At 61.0% G+C, this 21579-nt stretch carries 19 protein-coding genes; 11 read left to right on the top strand and 8 right to left on the bottom strand.

Translation table 11 applies throughout. The features are described 5' to 3' along the window. The first annotated feature begins 7 nt into the window (after positions 1 to 7). Positions 8 to 622 carry an NAD(P)-dependent oxidoreductase gene (locus ACM110_RS01430; RefSeq protein ID WP_416126255.1) on the top strand — a complete coding sequence of 205 codons (615 nt, stop codon included), beginning with the start codon at positions 8 to 10 and terminating at the stop codon, positions 620 to 622. Positions 623 to 723: 101 nt separating this feature from the next. Here ACM110_RS01430 and ACM110_RS01425 read toward each other — a convergent pair whose 3' ends face one another. Next, complete coding sequence (locus ACM110_RS01425) at positions 724 to 1605, bottom strand: LysR substrate-binding domain-containing protein (RefSeq protein ID WP_338582708.1); 882 nt, start codon at positions 1603 to 1605, stop codon at positions 724 to 726. 161 nt (positions 1606 to 1766) lie between these two features. Between ACM110_RS01425 and ACM110_RS01420 the strand changes: the two genes are divergently transcribed. The 6 genes from ACM110_RS01420 (at position 1767) to ACM110_RS01395 (ending at position 9219) form a co-directional block, all read left to right on the top strand. Next, positions 1767 to 3404 carry a 5-guanidino-2-oxopentanoate decarboxylase gene (locus tag ACM110_RS01420; protein WP_338582707.1) on the top strand — a complete coding sequence of 546 codons (1638 nt, stop codon included), beginning with the start codon at positions 1767 to 1769 and terminating at the stop codon, positions 3402 to 3404. After that, a complete protein-coding gene (locus ACM110_RS01415) occupies positions 3401 to 4849 on the top strand; it encodes an aldehyde dehydrogenase family protein (RefSeq protein ID WP_416126254.1) in 1449 nt (482 codons plus the stop codon). The genes ACM110_RS01420 and ACM110_RS01415 overlap by 4 nt, the downstream gene beginning before the upstream one ends. Positions 4850 to 5146: 297 nt before the next feature. Continuing rightward, on the top strand, positions 5147 to 6250 hold the full coding sequence (locus ACM110_RS01410; protein ID WP_416126253.1) for an extracellular solute-binding protein: 1104 nt from the start codon (positions 5147 to 5149) through the stop codon (positions 6248 to 6250). 144 nt (positions 6251 to 6394) lie between these two features. Further along, positions 6395 to 7303 (top strand): ABC transporter permease, encoded by a 909-nt coding sequence (locus ACM110_RS01405; protein WP_416126252.1) that lies wholly within the window; start codon positions 6395 to 6397, stop codon positions 7301 to 7303. Beyond that, positions 7300 to 8148 carry an ABC transporter permease gene (locus tag ACM110_RS01400; protein ID WP_338582699.1) on the top strand — a complete coding sequence of 283 codons (849 nt, stop codon included), beginning with the start codon at positions 7300 to 7302 and terminating at the stop codon, positions 8146 to 8148. The genes ACM110_RS01405 and ACM110_RS01400 overlap by 4 nt, the downstream gene beginning before the upstream one ends. A 15-nt stretch (positions 8149 to 8163) precedes the next feature. Further along, positions 8164 to 9219 carry an ABC transporter ATP-binding protein gene (locus tag ACM110_RS01395; RefSeq protein ID WP_338582698.1) on the top strand — a complete coding sequence of 352 codons (1056 nt, stop codon included), beginning with the start codon at positions 8164 to 8166 and terminating at the stop codon, positions 9217 to 9219. 152 nt (positions 9220 to 9371) lie between these two features. Here ACM110_RS01395 and ACM110_RS01390 read toward each other — a convergent pair whose 3' ends face one another. Further along, positions 9372 to 10301 carry an AraC family transcriptional regulator N-terminal domain-containing protein gene (locus tag ACM110_RS01390; RefSeq protein WP_416126251.1) on the bottom strand — a complete coding sequence of 310 codons (930 nt, stop codon included), beginning with the start codon at positions 10299 to 10301 and terminating at the stop codon, positions 9372 to 9374. Positions 10302 to 10728: 427 nt separating this feature from the next. Here ACM110_RS01390 and ACM110_RS01385 point away from each other — a divergent pair, with 427 nt between their 5' ends. Then, on the top strand, positions 10729 to 11082 hold the full coding sequence (locus tag ACM110_RS01385; RefSeq protein ID WP_338582694.1) for an antibiotic biosynthesis monooxygenase family protein: 354 nt from the start codon (positions 10729 to 10731) through the stop codon (positions 11080 to 11082). A 41-nt stretch (positions 11083 to 11123) separates the two neighbouring features. Next, on the top strand, positions 11124 to 11354 hold the full coding sequence (locus ACM110_RS01380; RefSeq protein WP_150702997.1) for a hypothetical protein: 231 nt from the start codon (positions 11124 to 11126) through the stop codon (positions 11352 to 11354). On the opposite strand, the gene ACM110_RS01375 is transcribed toward ACM110_RS01380, so the two are convergent. The 6 genes from ACM110_RS01375 to ACM110_RS01350 all read right to left on the bottom strand — a co-directional run bounded on the left by ACM110_RS01375 (position 11355) and on the right by ACM110_RS01350 (position 19207). After that, entirely contained in the window at positions 11355 to 11987 is a 633-nt protein-coding gene (locus tag ACM110_RS01375; RefSeq protein WP_416126250.1) for a flavin reductase family protein, read from the bottom strand. 150 nt (positions 11988 to 12137) lie between these two features. Continuing rightward, the gene (locus ACM110_RS01370; protein WP_416126249.1) at positions 12138 to 12431 is read right to left on the bottom strand and encodes a hypothetical protein; all 294 of its coding nucleotides are present in this window, start codon (positions 12429 to 12431) and stop codon (positions 12138 to 12140) included. A 347-nt stretch (positions 12432 to 12778) separates the two neighbouring features. Further along, complete coding sequence (locus ACM110_RS01365) at positions 12779 to 14098, bottom strand: MFS transporter (RefSeq protein ID WP_416126248.1); 1320 nt, start codon at positions 14096 to 14098, stop codon at positions 12779 to 12781. Positions 14099 to 14408: 310 nt separating this feature from the next. Beyond that, positions 14409 to 15734 carry a sigma-54 dependent transcriptional regulator gene (locus ACM110_RS01360; RefSeq protein WP_338582686.1) on the bottom strand — a complete coding sequence of 442 codons (1326 nt, stop codon included), beginning with the start codon at positions 15732 to 15734 and terminating at the stop codon, positions 14409 to 14411. Next, positions 15728 to 17494 (bottom strand): sensor histidine kinase, encoded by a 1767-nt coding sequence (locus tag ACM110_RS01355; RefSeq protein ID WP_416126247.1) that lies wholly within the window; start codon positions 17492 to 17494, stop codon positions 15728 to 15730. Before ACM110_RS01355 ends, ACM110_RS01360 begins: the two co-directional genes overlap by 7 nt. Positions 17495 to 17683: 189 nt before the next feature. Then, positions 17684 to 19207: a fumarate hydratase gene (locus ACM110_RS01350; RefSeq protein ID WP_338582682.1), complete on the bottom strand. Its 1524-nt coding sequence runs from the start codon at positions 19205 to 19207 to the stop codon at positions 17684 to 17686. Between the two features lie 314 nt (positions 19208 to 19521). Here ACM110_RS01350 and ACM110_RS01345 point away from each other — a divergent pair, with 314 nt between their 5' ends. Both ACM110_RS01345 and ACM110_RS01340 read left to right on the top strand, forming a co-directional pair. Continuing rightward, a complete protein-coding gene (locus ACM110_RS01345) occupies positions 19522 to 20628 on the top strand; it encodes a diguanylate cyclase domain-containing protein (RefSeq protein ID WP_416126246.1) in 1107 nt (368 codons plus the stop codon). Continuing rightward, entirely contained in the window at positions 20621 to 21556 is a 936-nt protein-coding gene (locus ACM110_RS01340) for an iron-sulfur-binding ferredoxin reductase (protein WP_416126245.1), read from the top strand. Before ACM110_RS01345 ends, ACM110_RS01340 begins: the two co-directional genes overlap by 8 nt. The last annotated feature ends 23 nt before the right edge of the window (positions 21557 to 21579 follow it).

The raw sequence follows: 21579 nt of genomic DNA, 5'->3' as shown, positions 1-21579 counted from the left end.
GAAGTTCATGAGCAAAATCGCAATCATCGGTGCCACCGGTCGTGCCGGTAGCCAACTGTTGGAAGAAGCCCTGCGTCGCGGTCACAGCGTTACCGCCATCGCTCGCGACACGTCGAAGATCGGTCAGCGTGCAGGAGTGGTCACCCGTAATGTCGACGCGCTCGATGCCAGCGCATTGCAGGCAGCTATTGCCGGTCATGACGTGGTGATCAGCGCGGCGCATTTCGCCACGCTGCCCGCCAGCGCCGTGGTCGGGCCGGTGAAAAAGGCAGGGGTCAAACGCTTGCTGGTGGTGGGCGGTGCCGGTTCGCTGTTGTTGCCTGATGGCACTCGGGTGATCGATAGCGCAGGTTTCCCCGAAGCTTACAAAGCGGAGGCCAGCGCCGGTGCGGAGTTTCTAGGAACGCTGCGAGAAGAAAAGGGTCTGGACTGGACCTTCCTGTCGCCATCGGCCGAATTTGTCGAAGGCGAGCGCATCGGGACATTCCGCCTCGGTCAGGATGATTTACTGGTGAGCAGCGAAGGGCGCAGTTGGATCACATTTGCGGACTATGCGATTGCGATGCTCGACGAAGCGGAAACACCGAAGCATTCGCGGCAGCGGTTTACTGTCGGGTACTAACGCCGCAATCGATGTAGGAGCTGCCGAAGGCTGCGATCTTTTGACTTTGATTTTCAAGATCAAAAGATCGCAGCCTCCGGCAGCTCCTACGGAACGTTGATTCAGCGACTCTGCGCCTGCTCCACCAACCACCCCATCAACTCGCGCAACTTCGGTGAAGGCCCGGGTTTTTCCGGGAACACCAGGTAATACGCCAGTCCCGTAGTCACCTTCAATTCGAATGGCATGACCAGCCGCCCGGCATCCAGGTCATCGCCGATCAGCGACCAATCACCAATCGCCACACCCGTCCCTTGGGACGCCATCGACATCGCCAGATCCAGCGTTTCGAAATGCTGGCCCTTGCCGACATTGGTCAGATGCACATCCGCCGCTTTCAACCAGGCCTTCCAGTCGCGCTCATCGCGCGTCGGGTGCAGCAGCAGATGTTGTTGCAGGTCGGCTGGCGTCTGCAAAGCTATCGGCCCGTCGAGCATCGGCCGGGAACACACCGGCGTCAGTTTCTCATCGAAGAGTTTTTGCGACTCCAGCGAAGTGTCCGGTGGCGTGCCGTACATCACCGCCGCATCGAATTGTTCACGGTGAAAATCCACGCCGTGCTTGACCGTGGTGGTCAGTTCCACCGGCACGTCCGGGCGTTCCTTTTGCCATTGCAAAAGGCGCGGCAGCAACCAGCGCATGACGCAGGTCGGCGCCTTGAGTTGCAGGGTTTCGCGCTTCTCGCCGATCTGCTCAACGGCCTCGTCGATCAGGCCGAAAATCTGCTGCACCCGTGGCAGCCATTCCCGTCCCTCGGCCGTCAGATCGAGACCCCGAGCCTGACGAATGAACAGCTCATAACCGAGGAAATCTTCCAGCCCGGCGATCTGTCGGCTCACCGCACCTTGGGTGATGTGAAGTTGCTCGGCGGCCCGGGTGAAATTGCAGCACTGCGCGGTAATCAGAAAGGTGTGCAGCGCCGGCAGGGGAGGCAGTCGTTTCATTGGGATCCAAGGTATGACGTGAGGACATGGCTAGTATGACTTTTTATCCATTGTTGCGGCTACGTGTCGCCCGTTCCAATGAGGCCATCCCTGGACCTGCGAATCCATCATAAACACAGCGCAGGCCCGGCGTCTCAAATCGAACAAGAAGGGCAATTCACATGGCGACGTGCGGCGAAGTATTGGTCAAGTTACTCGAAGACTACGGTGTTGAGCAGGTGTTCGGCATTCCCGGGGTTCACACCGTGGAGCTGTATCGCGGGCTGGCCCGTTCGAGCATCAACCACGTCACGCCGCGTCACGAACAAGGCGCCGGTTTCATGGCCGACGGCTACGCCCGCACCAGCGGCAAACCGGGTGTGTGCTTCATCATCACCGGCCCTGGCATGACCAACATCACCACCGCGATGGGCCAGGCGTACGCCGATTCGATCCCGATGCTGGTGATTTCCAGCGTGCAATCGCGCAACCAGTTGGGTGGTGGTCGCGGCAAGTTGCATGAGCTGCCGAACCAGGGCGCACTGTGTGCCGGTGTCGCGGCGTTCTCCCACACGCTGATGTCGGCGTCCGAGTTGCCAGGCGTGCTGGCCCGCGCGTTCTCGCTGTTCCAAGCCGGTCGTCCGCGCCCGGTGCACATCGAAATTCCACTGGACGTGTTGGTTGAAGACGCCGACGACCTGCTCAGCAGCCTGCCAGTGAACATCGACCGCGCCGGTGCTTCGCCGTCGGCCGTTTCGCGGATGACCGAACTGCTGGCCGGCGCCAAGCGTCCGCTGATTCTTGCCGGTGGCGGTGCCATCGATGCCGCCGCCGAGCTGACTGAGCTGGCCGAGTTGCTGGACGCTCCGGTGGCGCTGACCATCAATGCCAAGGGCATGCTCGAATCCGCTCACCCGTTGTTGATCGGTTCGACCCAGAGCCTGGTCGCCACCCGTGCGCTGGTCGCCGAAGCCGACGTGGTTCTGGCCATCGGCACCGAGCTGGCCGAGACCGACTACGACGTGACCTTCGCCGGTGGCTTCGAGATTCCCGGCAAGCTGCTGCGCATCGATATCGACCCGGACCAGACCGTGCGCAATTACCCGCCGCACGTCGCGCTGGTCTCCGACTCGCGCAACGCCGCCCAGGCCTTGCTCAGCGCGTTGTCGCACAAGTCGCTGGCCGAGCGCCGCAACGATTGGGGCCAGGTGCGTGCCGCGCGCCTGCGTGAAGAACTGGCCGCGAGCTGGGATGCACCGACCCTGGCCCAGACCCGTTTCCTTGAAACCGTATTGCATGAATTGCCGAACGCCGTGTTCGTCGGCGATTCGACCCAACCGGTGTACACCGGCAACCTGACGTTCAACCCGGAGCGCCCGCGTCGCTGGTTCAACTCGTCCACCGGTTACGGCACCCTCGGTTACGCCTTGCCGGCGGCGATTGGCGCCTGGCTCGGTGGCAGCACTGAGAGCGGCGCGCGTCCGCCAGTGGTCTGCCTGATAGGCGACGGCGGCCTGCAGTTCACCCTGCCGGAACTGGCCAGCGCCGTTGAAGCGCGCACCCCGGTGATCGTGCTGCTGTGGAACAACCAGGGCTACGAAGAGATCAAGAAATACATGGTCAACCGCGCCATCGAGCCGGTTGGCGTCGACATCTACACCCCGGATTTCATCGGTGTAGCCAAGGCACTCGGTTGCGCTGCCGAGGCAGTCAGCGGCGTCGAGCAACTGCGCGGTGCGCTGCGTGCAGCCACTGATCGCCAAGGCCCGACCCTGATCGAAATCGATCAGACCGAGTGGATGAAGGCGGTGTCGAAATGACCTTCCCGACTACCCTGGATGGTCTGTTCATCGATGGTCAATGGTCCGCCGGCAACGAACACCTGCGCGTAATCAACCCGGCGACCGAAGCGCTGCTGACCACCGTCGTGGGCGGTGATGAGCAGTCGGTCGACCAAGCGGTCAGCGCCGCGACCCGAGCCTTCGCCGACTGGTCGAAAACCACCGGCGCCGAGCGCGGCGCGATCCTGCGCAAAATCGCCGCTGGCGTGCAGGCCGGTCGTGAGCAGTTGATGCATTTGCAGTCGAGCAACAACGGCAAGCCACAGTTCGAAGCGGCCATCGACGTCGACGATGTGGTCGCCACGTTCGAGTATTACGCCGGTCTGGCTGAAGGACTCGACGCCAAACAAGACAGCGCGGTGGAGTTGCCGACGGACGATTTCAGCGCTCGCTTGCGCCGTGAGCCGTGCGGTGTGGTCGGGCTGATCGTGCCGTGGAATTTCCCGATGGTCACCACTGCGTGGAAACTCGCCCCGGCGCTGGCCGCCGGTTGCTGCGTGGTGCTCAAGCCTTCCGAAGTGACACCGCTGCCGGAGCTGGAATTGGCGGCGATCATCGCCGAAGCAGGCTTGCCGGCCGGCGTGTTCAACGTGGTGTGCGGCACCGGCCTGGCCGTTGGCGCGCCACTGTCGGCGGACCCGCGTATCGCCAAGATTTCCTTCACCGGCAGCAACGCGGTGGGGGTGCAGGTCATGCAGCGCGCAGCCGAAACCGTCAAAGGCGTGAGCCTGGAACTGGGCGGTAAATCTTCGCTGCTGGTGCTGGCCGATGCCGATCTCGAATTGGCAGTGGAAGTGGCGTGTGGCGGCGGTTTATTCAACGCCGGGCAGATGTGCTCCGCCACCAGCCGCGTGTTGGTCGCCGATGAACTGGCCGATGAATTCCTCACCCGTTTGAAGGCGCGCGCAGAAGCCATTCGCGTGGCTGATCCGTTTGATCCGAATGTGGAAATGGGTGCACTGGTCAATCAGGCGCAATACCAACGCGTGCTCGGCCATATCGATCGTGGTTTGAGTGCCGGCGCCAAGTTGATTTGCGGCGGCAATCGTCCGGCGGATCTACCGCGCGGATATTTTTTGAAGCCGACGATTTTCACCGAAGTGCCCCTCGACAGTGCGCTGTGGTGTGAAGAGATTTTCGGCCCGGTGATTTGCGTGCGCAGTTTCGCCTCCGAAGCCGAGGCGATTGCCCTGGCCAACGACAGCCAGTTCGGTCTGGTAGCCAGTGTGGTCACGCGCAATGCCGAAGCCGCCGACCGCGTCGCCAACGCTTTGCAGGCGGGGCTTGTGTGGATCAACGCACCGCAGGTGATCTTCCCGCAGACCGCCTGGGGCGGCTACAAGCAGAGCAGCATCGGCCGTGAATTGGGGCCGTGGGGCTTGCAGGCTTTTCAGGAAATCAAACACGTGATTCGGGCCGTCTGACGGCCTCTCACTGTAGGAGCGAGCCTGCTCGCGATGGACGTAAACGATGACGCGGGATTGCCTGGAAATACACGGCGCCCGTGCACCCATCGCGAGCAGGCTCGCTCCTACATGAGGCATGCGTAGGGGTCATGGCTTCAATGAGTTTTTATCGATAGTCAGCGGTTTTGCGCAACCTCAGGATGAACTCACTGGTTCAATCAACCTCCCGAAAATAGAGGGGTAAACGCTGATCCAGTCGCGCGGATGCAACAGTTTCGACCTGCCTTATACCTACAAAAACAAAGGGAGTCCGTAATGGGCGAGCATGATCTGAACAGACGTCAATTCATCAAGACCGTGGGCGTAGCCTCGGTTGCAGCGGCCGCCATGAGCTTGCCGTTCGTCAAGGCCAATGCCAGCGATACACGCTTCACTGGCAAGACCCTGCGTCTGCTGACCTGGTCCGATGACACCGGCCTGGCAGCCCTGCGCAACATCGCGGCAACCTTCGAAGACAAGTACGGCTGCAAGGTCATCGCCGACCGCACCGGCAGTACTTCGGAAATGGTCGCCAAACTCAAGGCCGGCGGTGATCGTCCGCAGTACGACATCATCACCCTGGCCGGCGTCGGCGCTGAAGGTCTGGCCGCCGCCGACCTGCTGGAAAAACCCGACCTCAACCGCATTCCCAACCTGGTCGACGTACCGGAAAAATACCGCACCGGCGCCAATGGCCACGGCATCGGTTACCTGCTGTGGTGCAACAGCCTGGTCTACAGCACCCGCACCCAGAAAGAAGCCCCAACCAGTTACGCTTCCCTGTGGGACGCCGACGCGGCACCGAACATCTTCCTGCCGCCGCCTAACTGGACCGAGGCCATGGACCTGATCATCATCGCCGCCAAACTGGCCGGTGGTGACGAGCACAACATCGAACCTGGCTTCAAGAAACTCGCCGAACTGAAAGACCGCGTGGTGACCCTCGGCGAAAACCCGAACCAGATCGCCGAACTATTCCGCACCGGCTCCCTGGACATGGGCGGCCTGTACGCCCCGGCGTTCTTCCCGAAACAGATCCGCGATCCGGCCTACGGTCTGGGCGCCACATTCGGCATGAAGGAAGGTTTCTACACCGACCTGATGCTGTCGGTGATGCCGAAGAATCGTCCGGGCGACACCGACATGACCTACGCCTTCATCAACCACTCTCTGGACCCGCTGGTGCAGGGCAAGATGGCCGAAGACATCTACAACGGTCCGGTCAACGCCAAGGCGATCATCTCCGCCGAAGCGCGCAAGAGCCCGTACATCCTCACGCCGGAGCAAATTGCCGAGAAGGCGATCATGCACGACAACGCCTTCCTGGCCTCCGTGCATGACCAATGGATTCGTCGTTACACGGAAATCTTTTCTTCCTGATCTGTAGGAGCTGCCGAAGGCTGCGATCTTTTGATCCTGCTCTTCGGTGGCTTTGAAAAAGATCAAAAGATCGCAGCCTGCGGCAGCTCCTACAGGGGGCCGTGCGCGCTGAATTCTGATCTTCCATTGACGAGACCCTTTGCTATGGAACACCAACCTTTGACCCATCCGGTCAGCGCCGCTGAGTCGCGCCCGTGCTTTGGCGTTTCGCCGACCGCGCGTGCCTGGTTTTTCCTCTCGCCGTCGATGCTGTTTCTCGGCGTGCTGATCGCCGCCAGCCTGTTGGTCCTGCGCATGAGCGTGGGCACCAAGGGTGCGGAATGGTCCGGTTTCAGCCTGGCCAGCTACGCCCAGTTGCTGGAACCCTACTACCTCAAATCGCTGATGCTGACCCTGCGCCTGGCGCTGATCAGCGCGGTGATCGCCGTGATTCTGGCGATCCCGGTGGCCTACACCATGTCGCGCCTGACCTCGCCGTTCGTGCGGCGGATTTTCCTCGCGGCGGTGCTGCTGCCATTGCTGGTCAACCTGCTGCTGCAAAGCTACGGCTGGCTGGTGATTCTCGGCCCGGGCGGCATGCTCAACCAGACGCTGATGGGCCTGGGCCTGATCAAGCGCCCGATCATGCTGTTGTACAACCAGAACGGCGTGTTGATGGGTCTGGTGCAAACTGCTTTCCCGCTGGCCGTGCTGCCGATTGCCAGCGCCATGCGTGGCGTCGCCCGCAGCTACGAAGAAGCGGCCGCCACCTTGGGCGCCAGTCGCTTCCAGGTGTTCCGCCAAGTGGTGTTGCCGATGAGTCTGCCGGGGATCATCACCGGCGCGACGCTGGTGTTCGCCTACAACGCCAGCAGTTTCGTGGTGCCGTTGCTGCTCGGTGGTCGCCGCGTGCCGATGCTGGCGGTGATGGTGCATGACCAGATCGCCCCGCTGATGAACTGGCCCGCCGCGTCCGCCGCCGGTGTGGTGCTGATCGTCACCACTCTCGCGATCATGACTTTGTCCGAATACATCACCGGCCGTCGTCGGCGCATGCTGGAGGCTTCGCAATGAGTACCCTGACCAAGAAGCGCCAGTCGCTGTTGCCGGGTGACACCGGCAAGTTCGCCGGCATCCTCTCCGGTTTCATCCTGCTGTTGGCGGTGTTGCCGATCCTGACCATGATCGTCATGTCGTTCAGCGGCGCGTCGAACCTCGACTTCCCGCCGAGCAGCTACAGCCTGCAATGGTACAAGGCTGCCTGGAACACCTTCGTCTCGCCGGATTCCAGCGACGTGCTGAGCCTCGGCCAAGCGATGACCACCAGCCTGATGGTGTCGTGCCTGACCATGGTTTTCGCCACGATCATCGCGGTGCCGGCGGCCTACGCGCTGACCCGTTGCGAGTTCCGTGGCAAGGCTGTGGCGATGCAACTGATGTCGTTGCCGCTGGTGTTCCCGATGGTGGTGTTGGGCCTGGCGTTGCTGCTGGTGTTCGACAGCTTGCCGTTCCACATGACCACCTCGCGCCTGGTGATTGCCCACGTGATTCTGGCGCTGCCATTCGTGGTGAAAAACTGCACGGCGGCGATGCTCTCCATCGGCACTGAAGTCGAGGAGGCTGCGCAAATGCTCGGCGCTTCGCCGATGCGGGCGATTGTCGATGTGGTGGTGCCGTTGATGAAGTCGGGGATTCTGGCGGGCATGCTGCTGGCGTTCATCGTCTCGTTCAACGAATTCACCGTGACTTACTTCCTCTACACCATCGACGTCATGACCGTGCCTATCTGGATGTACAGCCGCACCGTGTCTTCGCTCGACCCAACCGTATTTTCGTTTGCCGTGCTGATCGTGCTGATCGACTTCGTCCTGATCTGGGCGCTGGAGAAGCTGGTCGGTGAAGGTGGCGTTTCGTTCTGATTCTTGAGGTGATTTATGTCTGGTCTGATTCTGGAAAACGTCGAGAAACATTACGGCTCGGCCTGCGCGGTAAAGGATGTGAACCTGCATTTGCCGGAAGGCAAACTGGTGTGTTTCCTCGGCCCGTCGGGCTGCGGAAAAACCACGTTGCTGCGGATGATTGCCGGGCTGGAAACCCTGACCGGCGGCGAGATCCGCCTGGACGGCGAAGACATCGGCCACACCCCGGCGCACCTGCGTAACTTCGGCATGGTGTTCCAGTCGCTGGCGCTGTTCCCGCACATGACCGTGGGCGAAAACATCGCTTATCCTCTGAAACTTCGCGGGGTCAGCAAGGCTGACCAGCAGGCGCGGGTGGTGGAGTTGCTGGAACTGATCCAGCTGCAACCGATGATCAACCGTCCGGTGGCCAAACTCTCCGGCGGCCAGCGTCAGCGCGTGGCGATTGCCCGGGCGATTGCCAATCACCCGAAAATTTTGCTGCTCGACGAACCGCTGTCGGCGCTGGACGCCAAGCTGCGCGAGTCGATGCAAGTGGAAATCCGCCAGCTGCAACAACGGCTGAACATCACCACCATCATGGTGACTCACGACCAGCGTGAGGCCATGACCATGGCCGATATCGTAGTCGTGCTGGGTGAGCACAAGGTGCAGCAGGTGGGCACGCCGATTGAAATCTACCGCCATCCGGCCAACGAATTCGTCGCCGACTTCATCGGCTCCGGCAACATCTTCCCGGCCACGGCGCTGGGCGACGGCAAGGTCAGTCTGCCGGGCGGTGATGCGCTGCAAGTGCCGATCTGCAGCAGCATTGTCGTCGGTGAGAAAGTGAAGATGCTGATTCGCCCGGAAGACCTGCAACTGTCTGCACCGCAGGCGACAGCGGGCAATCGCTTGCTGGGCAAGGTGACGTTTGTGCGGGATATCGGTGCGACGATTGAAACGACGGTTGAGTGTTCCGGGGTTTCGTTTACTGCGTTGAGCACGCCGTGTCAGGGGTTTGGTTTGAGCGTTGGGCATCCGGTGTCGGTGACCCTTCCGGCTGAGGCTTGCCGGGTACTCGGGGCCTGATCCAGGATTTCTTTTGCCTCAGCTGGCCCCATCGCTGGCAAGCTAGCTCCCACAGGGTTCGGTGGTGTTCATACAATTTTGTGGCCACCAATTAACTTTGTGGGAGCTGGCTTGCCAGCGATGGGGCCATCAGCCACACAAAAAATGCTGGATCAGACCGACAACCGCAACCGCGCCAAATCCCTCAACGGCGGTGCCCCGAACAACCGGCTGTACTCCCGGCTGAATTGCGACGGGCTTTCATAACCCACCCGATAACCCGCCGCCGAAGCTTCCAACCCTTCCGCCAGCATCAACCGCCGCGCTTCCTGCAAGCGCAACTGCTTCTGATACTGCAACGGACTCATCGCCGTCATCGCCTTGAAGCGGTGATGCAGCGTCGACACGCTCAGGTTCACTTCCTTGGCCAGATCATCGATGCGCAACGGTTGCTCATAGTTGCCATTGAGCCACTTGATCGCCTGACTGATGCGATGGCTCTGACTGTTGGCGATAGCGATTTCGTACAGCCGATGGCCCTGCTTGCTGCGCAACAGCCGATAGAGAATTTCCCGACGGATCAGCGGCGCGAGCATGGCGATGTCTTTCGGCGTGTCGAGCAATCGAGCCAGGCGCAGCACAGCGTCGAGCATTGCGGTGTCGAGTCGTTCAACGTACAACCCGCGCCCGGTCGGGCGGGAGGGTACACCGAGGGGGCCGGCGTCGGCGATCAGCGCGGTGATTTCCGTGGGATCGATGTCCAGCCGCACGGCGAGGATCGGTTCTTCGGCGGAGACATTCACCACTCGACCACTCAGGGGCATCGAAACCGAGACCACCAGGTAATTCAGCGGATCGTAATTGAAGAATTCGTCAGCCAGCCGAACTTCCTTGCGGCCCTGCGCCATGATGCACAACGCCGGTTGCGCGAGGACCGGGGCGAACTCGTGGTTTTGGCTATGACGCGACATGAAGAGCGACCCGACAGCAGTGGCATAACTGCCATCTTCGGCGGTATTGCGACGGATGATCGCCGCCAGTTCCACGCGCTGCTTCTCCATCTCGGTGTCCAGCGGGGCTTGAAAGTGATCGAGCGACGACATGCAAGGCATCCTCGGCAGGGCAGGAGTGATGGGGCAGAGCATATGTTTGTGCAAGCCGTAGCGGTAGACACATTCTGTCAAATGCTTGCCTGATTCTGCACGAGGCGTATTCCTGACCAAGCATGGCGAACGCGCAGACGGGTTTCAAATAACACGGATAACCCCGTAGGAGCTGCCGCAGGCTGCGATCTTTTGATTTTGAGATGAACGTCAAAAGATCGCAGCCTTCGGCAGCTCCTACATAAAACTCGTATGGCAGAACCGTGACAGGGTTTTACACATTGTTACAGGTAGCCGGCGCACTCTCGCAGGATTGTGCAACGCACCGGCAGGAATCGACTAACGACCCAAGCGCATCGGCCCTTAACCTTTGATCCTGTCGCAGCCCGTCCCCCGGCTGCAACGCGACTCCCCGGGAGGGTTGAACATGTCTAAGCAGATCCCCGTCAGTCATATGGCTTTCGTTCGAGCACGCGCCGGGCGTTCTCAAGAACTCGGTTTGCGCCTGAGTGCGCTGATCGAGCCATCCCGCGCAGCGCCAGGCTGCCTGAGCTTTGCCTTGCAGCACTCGCAATGCGATCCGGAACTGTGGCTGGTGTCCGGCTTCTGGACCCATCAACAGGCCATGACCGCGTACTTCAGCACCCCGGCCATGGAGATCTTTGCCGAGCTGGTGCAGGAACTGGTGGTCAACAGCCTGGATTTCCACACCTTCAAGGATGTGTCGGCGGCGCAAGCTCTGCGCCAGTCCGGAGCAGCGGTACACAAACTGGCCGGTTGAGGGTTTAATGGCAGCATTCTCAATTAGCCAGGATGCGCGACATGGCACGCAAAGCCTTTGAAACCTTCGAAGCCGTATCGGCTGTGATCCCCCGCGAAGGCGGGTATTACGCGGCAATCGCCACCAAAGCCATCGGCGGCGCGGGTGCGCCTCGCTTCAACAAACTGCTGGAAGAACAGACCTTCAAGACCGCCAGAGAAGCGGACGAAGCTGCCGCCCTGCAACTGACACACCTCAAGGGCGTCGACGAAGAAGGCGGGCTGGTCTGGTAATCACTTTTTTGCCGCTCCCGGGCGGTACATCTTGAACAATGCCTCAGGCCCCAGCTGAAAATAATCCGCCGGACCGCCGCCGCGCAGAATCGGTTCTGCCGCGGCGGTGTCGTACACCCCATCCTTCAACAGCCACTTGGCGATATGCACGGCGACCACTTCGCCGAGTATGAGCCAGCTCGGCACCACATTCCCGTCGGCTCTCTGCAACTGAATGATCTGCGTGACCTTGCATTCGAAGGACACCGGGCTTTCGGCGACTCGCGGCACCTGAATGACTTTCGATGCCACGGTGGTCAGCCCGGACAGTTCGAATTCATCGACCTCCGGTCCGACCATGGCGCAACTCTGGTTCATCTGCTCGGCCAGTGGCCGGGTCGCCAGGTTCCAGGCGAATTCGCCGGTCTGTTCGATGTTGTTCAGGCTGTCTTTGCGCCCGATGCTGGAAAAACCAATGATCGGCGGGATGTAGTTGAAGGCGCTGAAAAAGCTGTAAGGCGCCAGGTTCAAGCGGCCCTCGGCATCCTGTGAAGAAATCCAGCCGATGGGACGCGGGCCGACGATCGCGTTGAACGGATCGTGAGGCAGGCCGTGACCGTTGGCGGGTTCGTAATAATGGATGTGGTCGGGCATGGGCCGTGTTCCTTGAGGCTGCTTTCGAATAGGCAGCAATAGTGCAAGGGCCTGCCGCGGATTTCCAGTTGAACAAGGGTTACCGAATTTTGCATTTCCCAGAAATGACTAAGCCCGGCCGAAGCCGGGCTGTGATGCCGCTTGAGTGATTCAGCTGACGGTTGCGCCGCCAGTACGGTCGTAGCCATCTTCAGCGACGGTTGCGCCGCCAGTACGGTCGTAGCCATCTTCAGCGACAGTGGCGCCGCCGGTACGGTCATAGCCATCAGCGGCGACAGTGGCGGAACCGGTGCGGTCATAGCCATCAGCGGCGACAGTGGCGGAACCGGTGCGGTCATAGCCGTCTGCTGCGACGGCGGAGCCAGTACGGTCAAAACCGTCGGCAGCGAAGGTGTTGGCGGCCAGTACGGACAGGGCGATGGCGAGGAACAGTTTGGTTTTCATCTTCAATTCTCCAGGTTCTTTGGCGTTTGTCTCTTGGGCATGGGTTTCATGCTACGCCAATTAAACTGATAAAAAAGCGCAAAATAATGTTAAAAATAATCGATTAAATAGATATTAAGACCATCGAATTTTTCCGCTTTCAGGAACTGAATGGGCGCATCGCAGTTAATCGATCAGGCCGTTTCAGGATGGTGGGCGAGCATTAACTCGTGATTAATCCGCCGCGCTGCGTAGGTAACAAATTATTTAATCGGTGCGGCACGGATGACGGGCAGGGCGCTTTTTCAGCAACAAAAAAAGGGGCAGATCCCGACGATCTGCCCCTTTTCGGTGTAACGCGTGTGGACTTAGTCCGTGACGATCCGCGAATGCTTACGGGTGTCTTTCATGGTGATGTACACCAGCAAGGACACGGCGATGCACGCGGTGACATACCAGTAGTAACCGGTTTCCATGCCGATGCTCTTGAACCACAGCGCGATGTATTCAGCGGTGCCGCCGAAGATCGATACGGTCAGTGCGTACGGCAGGCCAACGCCCAGGGCGCGGATTTCGGTCGGGAACAGTTCGGCTTTCACCACCGCGTTGATCGAGGTGTAGCCGCTGACGATGATCAGCGCCGCCATGATCAGGAAGAACGCGCCCCACCAGGTCGTGATGGTGTGCAGGGTGGTGAGGATCGGCACGGTGAACAGCGTACCCAGAACGCCGAAGGCAATCAGGATTGGCCGGCGACCGATTTTATCCGACAGTCCGCCGATGACCGGTTGCAGGCACATGAACAGGAACAGCGTGGCGGCGGAAATGGTGGTGGAATCGGAGATGCTCATGCCGACGGTGTTCACCAGGTATTTCTGCATGTAGGTGGTGTAGGTGTAGAACGCCAGCGTACCGCCCATGGTCAGGCCGACCACGGTCATCAGTTCCTTCGGATGGCGCATCAAGGTGCGCATCGCGCTTTCCTTGGCCTTTTCCTTCTTGGTGAACGACTCGGTTTCTTCCATGCCGCGACGCAGGTACAGCGCGACCACTGCACACAGTGCGCCGATGGCGAACGGAATGCGCCAGCCCCAGGCGTACAGTTCCTCGGTGGTCAGAATGTTTTGCAGCACGATCAGCACGCCCAGTGCTATGAGCTGACCGGAGATCAGGGTCACGTATTGGAAGCTGGAGAAGAAACCGCGACGTTCCTTGGTCGCCATCTCACTCAGGTAAGTGGCCGAGGTGCCGTACTCGCCGCCGACCGACAGGCCTTGCAGCAAACGGGCGAACACCAGCAGGATCGGCGCGCCGATACCGATGGTTTCGTAACCCGGGCTCAGGGCGATCAGCAGCGAGCCGAAGCACATCAGGTAGACCGAGGCCATCAGGGCTTTTTTACGTCCGACCTTGTCGGCATACAGGCCCATCAACCAGCCACCGATCGGGCGCATCAGGAAGCCCACGGCGAAGATCGCGGCGGTGTTCAGCAGTTGTGCGGTGGTGTCGCCTTTAGGGAAAAAGGCCTTGGCGAAGTACAGGGAGAAGGCGGCATAGACGTACCAGTCATACCATTCGACCATGTTGCCGACCGAGCCGCTGAAGATCGACTTGATGCGACTGCTGGTGGTTCTTTCTTTAGCCGGCACGGCAGCCGACCCAAGGGGCAGGGCGTTGGAGTTATCCATTGAAGGATCCTTCGTTTAATTGTTTTTGTGGAGCGCGATTAAACGCAGCCTGCGGGGGCTATAGCAGGAGCTGTGCCAACGGGGAGAGGGGCGGTTTAGAGGGGGTATGGTGGATTGGTGAGCGGAAATCCGCCTATTAGAGTTTGTTGGTGAGCGGAAAATTGCTGGTTGGCCTCGTGAATTTACAATGCCTGCTCTGGCTTCATCGCTGGCAAGCCAGCTCCCACAGTGTCCGAGTTGCATGCAGAAAGTTGTGCACGACACAAAACCTGTGGGAGCTGGCTTGCCAGCGATGAGGCCGGTACAGGCGCTACAGAAACATCTCCCGACTCAACCCATGCCGCTGCATCTTTTCATTGAACGTGCGACGCGGCAGTTGCAGCTCTTCAAGCACCGCTTTCACATCGCCCTTGTGCCGGGTCAACGCCGCGCGCAGGCATTGCGCTTCAAAGGCTTCTTGCTGCGCCGCCAGTGACTGCCCTGGTTCGATGCCGGCCGGTACGGGCTCGCCCAGCCCCAACACTTGGCGTTCGGCGACGTTCGCCAGTTCGCGCACATTACCCGGCCAGTCGTGGCTCAGCAGATGGCTCAATTGCGGGCCGCTCAAGGGCGCAAACGTCCGACCCAAACGCTCGGCGGCACTCTGGGCGAACGCTTCGTACAACAAGGGAATGTCTTCACGGCGGTCGCGCAACGGTGGCAGGCGCAATTCGGCAACGTTCAAGCGATAAGCCAGGTCTTCACGAAAGCGCCCGGCCCGCGCTTCATCGAGCAGGTCCGGTTTGGTTGCGGCAATGATGCGCAAATCCACGCGAATGCTCTGGTTCGAGCCCAGACGCTCGAGCTTCTGCTCTTGCAGCACCCGCAGTAATTTCACCTGCTGCGCCAGCGGCATGCTTTCGATTTCATCGAGAAACAGCGTGCCGCCATCGGCGTATTCGAGTTTGCCGATGCGCTTGCCCTGGGCGCCGGTGAACGCGCCGCTTTCGTGGCCGAACAGTTCGGCCTCAAACAGTTGCTCGGGGATGGCTGCGCAGTTCAAGGCGACGAAGGGTTTGTCGGCGCGCGGCCCGAAGTCGTGCAGGCAACGGGCGACCAGCTCCTTGCCGCTGCCGGTTTCGCCGCGGATCAGCACGTTGACCGGCAGCGCTGCCAGATCCAGCACTTGCCGGCGCAACGTCTGCAAGCCACGGGAGACGCCCAGCAGCGTCGTATCGAGTTTGGCGCGGTTGTCTGCCTGCTCATGTAATGCACGGTTTTCCAGGACCAGGCTGCGCTTGTCCAGCGCCCGCCGCAAGCTGCCGAGCAGGGTCTCGGGGCTGAAGGGTTTTTCGAGGAAATCGTAGGCGCCATCGCGCATCGCATCGACCGCCATCGGCACATCACCGTGGCCGGTCAGCAGGATCACCGGCAAATCGGCATCGCGCCGCTGCACTTCGGCCAACAGTTCCAGGCCGGTCATGCCCGGCATGCGCACGTCGCTGAGAATCACCCCGGCAAAATGCTTCGGCAGTTGCGCCAGGCACTCGTCGGCGCGGCTGAACAACTGTACTTCGAACCCCGACAGGCTCAGCCATTGCTCGACGGCGCTACGGATGCTGCTTTCGTCGTCGACCACCATTACTGAGTTCAGCATGGTTCAGGAACCTCCAGGTCGATGGGCAAGGTCAGGGCGAACACTGCGCCGTTGCCATGATTATCGGCCGTCAGGCGACCGCCCGATTCGTGAACGATGGCGAACGAAACCGCTAGGCCAATCCCCAGGCCATCGCCCACCGGTTTGGTGGTGAAAAACGGATCGAACACCTTGGCCAGGTTTTCTTCGGCGATGCCGCTGCCGTTGTCGATCACGCTCAATCGCCACAATTGTTCTTCGGCTTCGAGACGGATTTCCAGGCGCTTGCAGGGCTTGTCCTGCATCGCATCCAGAGCGTTGCGCAGCAGATTGATCAGCACCTGTTCCAGACGAATCGCATCGCCGCGCACCCAGGCCGGGCGCGTCAAGTGCAGCACCGTGCTGACCTGTTCGTCGCGTAACCGCGTGTCGAGCAGGTGCAGCGACTGGTCAACAACTGCCGCCAGATCGAGACGTTCGCGCAAGCCGCTGGGGCTTTTGCGGGCGAAGGTTTTCAGGTGGCCGGTGAGGGCCGCCATGCGCGTCAGCATGTCGTCCACCGGTTTGAGCGCCTTGTACGCGTCGTCGACCCGACCGTGATCGAGCAGCAGCCTCAGCGTAGCAAGCTGCATGCGCTGCGCCGTCAGCGGCTGATTGATCTCGTGGGCCAGCGCCGCCGACATCTGCCCGAGAGCGGCAAGTTTGGCCGATTGCACCAGGCCTTCCTGGGCGGTGCGCAGGTCGCGGGTGCGTTCTTCCACAAGTTGCTCAAGCTCCTCGCGGCTGCGCTGGCGAAGTTTGGCCAGACGCCAGCGCTGATTGAGGAACAGCAGCAGAAACACCAGTGTCAGCCACAAACCAGCAGCGGCGAGTGCGGCGTTGCGGCTGTCTTCGAAGGCAACATGTGGACGGCGCAGCAAGTGCAGCGTCCAGCCTTCGGCAGCCAGTGGCAAGGATTCCCACAGGTAATCAGCGTTGCCGTCCGGGCCCTTGACCCGCGCCAGTTCGCTGTTGTCGTCGAAGCGGCGCATTGACTGGTACTCAAGCGGCGTCAGCGGCTGCTTGTCGTATTGACGGGTGGCCTTGAGTTCGGCGTGATCACTGTCGCCCAGCGGTTTCAAGTGGCGATAGCGCCACCCCGGCTGATTGGCGATGAAGATGATCCCGCGAGCATCGCTGACCAGCAGCGTGTCGTTGCCTTGGCGCCATTCGCGTTCCAGTTCCGGAAACTCAAGCTTCACCACCATCGCGCCGAGGAACTGGCCGTCATCGTTGGTGACGGCGCTGGACAGGAAGTAGCCGGGAATGCCGCTGGTCACCCCAACCGCGTAAAAGCGCCCGGTGCCTTGGGTGCGGGTCTGACTGAAGTAAGGGCGGAAGCCGTAATTGTGGCCGACGTAACTGCTGGGCAAACGCCAATTGCTCGCCGCCACGGCCAGGCCGGTTTGATCGAGCAGTTCCAGGGTCGAGGACTCGGCGGCACCGTTGATCTTTTCCAGTTTACGGTTCAATACGTCCTGTTGCTCTGCACTCACCGGACCTTTGAGCGCGTCGCGCAATTGCGGGTCCAGCGCCAGCACCGAGGGCAGGGCGCGGTAGCGCTCGATCAGGGTGTGCAGGGAGGTGGCGTACAACGCCAATTGCTGATTGGCGCGAGCCGCGTCTTCGACCATTGACTGGCGCACGGTGTGGCGCATGGCCAAGGTGGCAGCGATGGCAGCACCGGCAATGATCAATACGGTATAGAGCGCCAGGCGCAGGGATCGGGAAGTCGGGAGCATGCGTTTGGCAACAGGCAAAAATCAGGGGGAGCACCATACCATGTGAACGGCGCTGATCTCTCGATGGAACCTGTGTGGCGGCGCTGGTTTTATTGCATGGGTCGTTTGTCGATGAGGATTTCTTCCGGCATAAAAAAACCGGCCTGTCGTTTCCGACGGGCCGGTTTTTTCGCCACCTGATGTCAGTGCTTACTGCACTTCCACCGCCAGGCTTTCACTGATCTTTTGCTGCCAGATGGCAGGACCGGTGATGTGTACCGACTCGCCCTTGCTGTCGACCGCAACGGTCACTGGCATGTCTTTGACGTCGAACTCGTAGATCGCTTCCATGCCCAGTTCGGCGAAAGCCACCACGCGGGATTTCTTGATCGCTTGCGCCACCAGGTAAGCCGCGCCGCCGACTGCCATCAGGTAAACGGCTTTGTGGTCCTTGATCGCCTCGATGGCGGTCGGGCCGCGCTCGGATTTGCCGATCATGCCCAACAGGCCGGTTTGCTCGAGGATCTGACGGGTGAACTTGTCCATCCGCGTCGCGGTGGTCGGGCCAGCAGGGCCAACCACTTCTTCGCGCACCGGATCAACCGGGCCGACGTAATAGATGAAGCGACCCTTGAGGTCTACTGGCAGGGTTTCACCTTTGTTCAGCATCTCGACCATACGCTTGTGCGCAGCGTCGCGACCGGTGAGCATTTTGCCGTTGAGCAGGACGGTTTCGCCCGGCTTCCAGCTCTGCACATCTTCCGGGGTCAGCGTGTCGAGGTTGACGCGGCGGGCCGACGGACCTGCTTCCCAGACGATTTCCGGGTAGGCGTCCAGCGGTGGTGCTTCCTGAGCAACCGGGCCGGAACCGTCGAGCACGAAGTGCGTGTGACGGGTGGCGGCGCAGTTCGGGATCATGCACACCGGCAGGGACGCGGCGTGGGTCGGGTAATCCATGATCTTCACGTCGAGCACGGTGGTCAGGCCACCGAGGCCCTGGGCGCCGATGCCCAACTGGTTGACCTTCTCGAACAGCTCCAGGCGCATTTCTTCAATGCGGTTCTGTGGGCCACGGGCCTTCAGTTCGTGGATGTCGATGGATTCCATCAACACTTCTTTTGCCATCACAGCGGCTTTCTCGGCGGTGCCGCCGATGCCGATGCCGAGCATGCCCGGTGGGCACCAGCCGGCGCCCATGGTCGGAACGGTCTTGAGCACCCAGTCGACGATCGAGTCGGACGGGTTGAGCATGGCCATTTTCGACTTGTTCTCGGAACCGCCGCCCTTGGCCGCCACGTCCACTTCCACGGTGTTACCCGGAACGATGGAGTAGTGGATAACGGCCGGGGTGTTGTCCTTGGTGTTCTTGCGAGCGCCCGCCGGGTCGGCGAGGATCGAAGCACGCAGGACGTTTTCCGGCAGGTTGTAGGCGCGACGCACGCCTTCGTTGATCATGTCGTCCAGGCCCATGGTGGCGCCATCCCAACGCACGTCCATGCCCACGCGGACAAACACGGTAACGATGCCGGTGTCCTGGCAGATCGGGCGGTGGCCGGTGGCGCACATGCGCGAGTTGATCAGGATCTGTGCCATCGAGTCACGGGCCGCTGGCGATTCTTCGCGCAGGTAAGCCTCGTGCATCGCCTGGATGAAATCCACGGGGTGGTAATAGGAAATGAATTGCAGGGCGTCGGCAACGCTCTGAATCAGGTCGTCTTGCTTGATCACGGTCATGAGTCGCGCTCCTCTAAAAGACGGGAACATTCAAATAAGGTGCTTGCAGCTTGGGTGCATCGGTCGGTTGCAAGCACCTTTCAAGGCACGCCGGGGCTGCTGGCGCGACGCTAAAAAGGCGCGGCAGTATACCGCGCCTCGTCCAAGGGCACACGCGCCGGTAGTCAAACGTTGGTCGCATGGTGGGTCATGGATTTGACGCCAGTGATCCGCCCGAAAATTGAATGGTCATTTATCGGCCACGCCACTAAAGTGACATACGGTCTGTAGAGTAGGACGCTCTGTCAGTCTCCTTTCATTCGGTGAGTCAACGATTGACCCATAACGCCATCCAGCGACTGCTACTCAAACGTTTTGCCCTCGCGGCCGGCACTTATGCCTTGGCATTGCTATTGCTGTGGCTGGCGTTTTTTACCGGTCACTATCAGGACTCGCTGACAGGCGTGGCCATCGGCAGCGCGCTGGTGGTGATCAGCCAGGCGGCGCTGTTCGCGGTGTTCTATTCCGGCTGCAACCTGCGCTTTGCCGACCCGAGCCTGACCGAAGCCCAGGTATTGCTGGGGCTGGGTTGGCAAACCTGGTTGATTGCCCATCTGGAGGACGCGCGCGGTGCGTTCCTGGTTTTCTATGTACTGATTCTGCTGTTCGGGCTGTTCCATTTGTCCCGGCGCGCTTTCCTGCGCTGCGCGTTGCTGGTGTTCTTCAGTTTCAGCGCGATCACGCTGTGGGAGGGCTACCACTTCCAGTTGCCCGACCCGGCGCTGGCGGCGTTGCAGGTGTGCGTGCTGTTGATCGTGCTGGTCTGGCTGGTGCTCTATGCCGGTTATGTCCAGGCCTCGCGCCATCGCATGCGGCAACGCCGCTTCGCGTTGCAGGCACACCAGGACACGCTGCGCGGGATGATGCGCCAGCTCGAAGATCTCGTCGCCACCGACGAACTGACCGGACTGTTCAATCGCCGACATTTCCTCCGGCTGGCCTCCCGTGAACTTAACGCCATGGACGCCGGTGTGGTGCATGGCCTGGCACTGATCGACCTCGATCACTTCAAACGCATCAACGACCTGCACGGTCATGCTGCTGGCGATCAGGTGCTGCAAGCCTTTGCCGGCGTGGCCAGCGCCTGTCTGCGCGAGGGTGATGTGCTGGCCCGTTACGGTGGCGAAGAATTCGTGGTGTTGCTGCCCGATTGCGATGCCGAAAGCCTGACCTCGTGCTGTGAACGGCTGCGCATCGCCTTCACCGATGTCGAGTTGATCGGCCTGAATGTCGGCAATCTCAGCCTGTCCGCCGGCATGACCCTGCTGGAACTCGGCGATGACCTCGACGACGCCTTGCAGCGGGCCGATCAGGCGCTCTATCGCGCCAAGCGCGACGGCCGCAATCGTTGCGCGGCGGCGTGGGAAAACGTTGATGCCTGAATTACGCGTCGGCGAGCGCCACTGGTCAGTGGCGGCGGGCAGCAATCTGCTCGATGCCCTGAATCAGAACGGCGTGGCGGTGCCTTATAGCTGTCGCGCCGGCAGTTGCCATGCCTGCCTGGTGCAGTGCGTGCAAGGACTGCCGAGCGACAGTCGCCCCGATGCCCTGAGCGCGGAGCAACGTCAGCAAGGCTGGCGCCTGGCGTGCCAGTGTCAGGTGATCGAGGATTTGCAGGTCCACACCTTCGACCCGCAGCAGGATGGTCGCCCGGCCGAGGTCGCGGCGGTCGACTGGTTGAGCCCCAGCGTGTTGCGCATGCGCCTGACCCCGCAGCGGCCATTGCGCTACAGCGCCGGCCAGCATCTGGTGCTGTGGGCGGGGAACGTGGCGCGGCCATACTCCCTCGCCAGCCTGCCGGAAGACGATCGCTTTCTCGAATTTCACCTTGATTGTCGCCTGCCGGGGGAGTTCAGCGACGCAGCCCGGCAACTGAACATCGGCGATCCGATCCGCCTCGGCGAATTACGCGGCGGGGCGTTGCACTACGACCCGGACTGGCACACCCGGCCGCTTTGGTTGATGGCCGCGGGCACCGGTTTGGGGCCGTTGTTTGGTGTGCTGCGTGAGGCCTTGCGCCAGGATCACCAGGGCGAGATACGCGTCATTCACCTGGCCCATGATGCCGATGAGCATTATCTGGCCAAGCCCCTGCAAGCCATGGCCGCGAGCCGCACAAACCTGAACATTGAGCTCTGGACCCCGGCCGAGCTGCCCGCGGCTTTGGCGCAACTGCGGCTTGTTTCCCGGCAAACCCTGGCCTTACTCTGCGGAGCCCCCGACAGCGTCGACGCCTTTGCCCGGCGCCTGTATCTGGCGGGGCTGCCGCGCAATCAACTGCTGGCCGATGTGTTCCTGCCTCGTGGTTGAGCGCTGATTTTTCAGACGCGAGA

The organism is Pseudomonas sp. NFX98 (assembly GCF_047784845.1).
Lineage (GTDB): Bacteria > Pseudomonadota > Gammaproteobacteria > Pseudomonadales > Pseudomonadaceae > Aquipseudomonas.
This window is presented reverse-complemented; position numbering and strand designations above follow the sequence as displayed.